This window comes from Frankia sp. AiPs1 (assembly GCF_023716945.1).
Taxonomy (GTDB): domain Bacteria; phylum Actinomycetota; class Actinomycetes; order Frankiales; family Frankiaceae; genus Frankia.
Genome location: NZ_JAMQQF010000716.1, coordinates 1 through 2554, shown reverse-complemented (window position 1 = coordinate 2554; position 2554 = coordinate 1). Strand labels below are relative to the sequence as shown.

The 2554-nt window shown below is 75.4% G+C and carries 5 protein-coding genes; 2 read left to right on the top strand and 3 right to left on the bottom strand.

Annotated features, from left to right (window positions below):
* Positions 1 to 411, top strand: a 411-nt coding sequence (locus ND748_RS29860) for a sensor histidine kinase KdpD (protein ID WP_251749542.1), incomplete at its 5' end; no start/stop codon positions are given.
* 192 nt (positions 412 to 603) lie between these two features.
* Positions 604 to 1365, top strand: a complete 762-nt coding sequence (locus ND748_RS29855) for an SDR family oxidoreductase (RefSeq protein ID WP_251749541.1) — start codon at positions 604 to 606, stop codon at positions 1363 to 1365.
* Between the two features lie 87 nt (positions 1366 to 1452).
* Here ND748_RS29855 and ND748_RS29850 read toward each other — a convergent pair whose 3' ends face one another.
* The 3 genes from ND748_RS29850 to ND748_RS29840 form a co-directional block, all read right to left on the bottom strand.
* Positions 1453 to 1869, bottom strand: coding sequence for a VOC family protein (locus tag ND748_RS29850; RefSeq protein WP_251749540.1), 417 nt, complete (start codon positions 1867 to 1869; stop codon positions 1453 to 1455).
* Between the two features lie 106 nt (positions 1870 to 1975).
* Entirely contained in the window at positions 1976 to 2365 is a 390-nt protein-coding gene (locus ND748_RS29845) for a RidA family protein (protein ID WP_251749539.1), read from the bottom strand.
* The coding region (locus tag ND748_RS29840) for an alpha-hydroxy-acid oxidizing protein (protein WP_251749537.1) at positions 2362 to 2554 on the bottom strand (193 nt) is incomplete at its 5' end. The genes ND748_RS29845 and ND748_RS29840, both read right to left, overlap by 4 nt.

The following is a 2554-nucleotide window of genomic DNA, read 5'->3' as shown; positions in this document are numbered from 1 at the left end:
GACCTGCTGCGCCAGGCCGTCGACAACCTGCTTGCCAACGGGGTGCGCCACGCCCCGCCCGGCAGCGCCGTCGAACTGCGCGGGCACCGTGCGCCGGGGCACGCCGACGGCCCACCCGGCGTCGTCGTGGTCCAGGTCCGCGATCACGGCGCCGGATTCCCCGCCGCCTTCCTGCCCCACGCGTTCGAGCGGTTCCGCCGGGCGGACGCCGCCCGTGCCCGCGACGACGGTGGCGCCGGACTCGGCCTGTCCATCGTCGCGGCGATCGCCGCCGCCCACGGCGGCACCGTCGAGGCGGCCAACCATCCGGCCGGCGGTGCACTCGTCACGATCATGCTGCCCGCCCCGCCCCTCGACGGGTCGGTTGCAGAAGCGGCTGAGCGCGTCCGCGGCGACGGAAACGGTCGATAACCTCCTGCATCTCCGCCCGCGGCGCGGCGTTGTCGACGCCGTCGCGGCGAGTCACGGTCCGGCGGCGTTATGTGTGCACACTGGTGGGGGACGTCGGGGGCATCGTCGCCTGTCCCGGATCGGCGGGCCGCTGGCGTCCGCGTCCGCAGCGCGGGTCGTCCGTCCCGCCCCGGCCGGAAGAGGGGATCCACCGTGCAGATCGTCGTCATCGGCGGAACAGGGCTCATCGGCGCGAAGGTCGTGCGGCGGCTGACCGGGCACGGCCACACCGCGATCGTCGCCTCGCCGAGCTCCGGTGTGAACACCCTGACCGGCGACGGGCTCGCCGCGGCGCTGGACGGCGCCGACGTCGTCGTCGACGTGTCCAACGCACCGTCGTTCGCGGACCAGGCGGTGCTGGAGTTCTTCCGGACGTCGACGGCGAACATCCTCGCCGCCGCGGCCGCCGCCGGCGTCGGGCACCTGGTCGCGCTGTCGGTGGTGGGCGCCCAACGGCTGGCCGAGAGCGGCTACTTCCGGGCCAAGATCGTTCAGGAGGAGCTGATCGGGGCGGGGGAGCTGGCGTACTCGATCGTCCAGGCGACGCAGTTCTTCGAGTTCGTCGGCGCCATCGCCGACGCCGCCACCGTCGACGGCACGGTCCGCCTGGCGCCGGCGCCGTTCCAGCCGATCGCCGCCGCCGACGTCGCCGCCGCCGTCGGCGTCACCGCGGCCAGCGTGCCGGTGCTGGGCACCGTCGAGGTCGCCGGCCCGCAGCGGTTCCGCCTCGACGAGCTCGTCCGCCAGCACCTCGCCGGCCGCGGCGACCCCCGCCTGGTGGTGACCGATCCGCAGGCCCGCTACTTCGGCGCCCCACTGGACGAACACACCCTGATCCCCAGGCCGGACGCGCTGTTCGCCCGAACCCGGTTCGAGGACTGGCAGGCCGTCACCGGCACCACCGTCGGCCGCTAGCCAGGGCGCCGCAGCCTGGGTACGCCTTTCGGACTACCGAATCAACCGTCTCGAGTGGGTCGACGTGCCCGCTCGTCGGGTACGCGCTCAGGGCGCGGTCCGAGCGCCACGCTGGTCGCGGCGCAGCGGGTGCTCGGGCGGGATCTCCACGACGACGATGGGGATGCCGTCCGGGTCCTCGATCCACATCTCGTCGAGCCCCCACGGTTCCCGCTGCGGGTCGCGGACGATCGCCACCCCGGCGGCGGCGAGCCGGCGGTGCTCGGCGGCGAGGTCGCGCACCTGCAGCCACAGGCGCAGCTGCCCCGCGCCGCCACCGGCGGGCTCCTCGCCGGCATGGCCGGAGACCTCCAGCAGGCTCTGCCCGAGGAAGAACACCAGGCCGGGATCGTCCGGCGGCCCGAACTCACGGTAGATCGCCAGCCCCAGGGTGTCCCGGTAGAACCGCCGGCTACGCCCCGGGTCGACCGGCCTGATCAGAATCCGACTGCTGAGAACCTCCATCCGCACAGTCTTCCCCCACCGACTCGTCCTGGTCAGGCTCGCGCCAGCCCGGCTCGCGGCGGCCCGGCGCCGGCTCGCGGCGGTCCGTGACGGACCGTGGTCATCGCTACGGCGCCGCCGCGGGTGCGCGCACGGCGATCGCCTGGAGTTCGACGAGCACGACGGGCAGCGCGAAGCCGGTCACCAGGGTGGTCCGCGCCGGCGGGTCCGCGGGCCAGGCCGCGGCGAAGGCGCTGTCCCACAGCGGGAAGTCCGGCGGGTGGGCCAGGAACGCCTCCACCCGCAACGCGTGGCGCAGGTCGCTGCCGGCCGCGCGCAGGACCTCGCCCAGTGCGGCGAGGGCGCCGTCGATCTGCTGGCCGACGTCCGGCGCGGTGGCGGGCGTCAGGCCGGGGCGCAGCAGGTCGGGGCAGATCACGCCGGAGGTGACGACGAGGTCGCCGTGGCAGGTGGCGCCCGAGATCGACGGGAGCTGACCGGGCACCCGCGTGATCACGGCCGGCTCCGCTGGAGGGCCGCGGGGGTCAGGTCGGTGACCGACCCGTGCCCGAGCAGGGTCAGCACGGTGACCATCTCCTCGCGCAGCAGGGCCAGAACGCGGGCCACCCCGGCCTCGCCGCCCGCAGCCAGGCCGGCGGCGGCCAGCCGGCCGACGACCACGGCGCGTGCGCCGAGGGCGAGGGCC

Excerpts from the sequence above, each read along its gene's own strand:
- ND748_RS29850 (WP_251749540.1), bottom strand. The coding sequence starts at position 1,869 with ATGGAGGTTCTCAGCAGTCGGATTCTGATCAGGCCGGTCGACCCGGGG.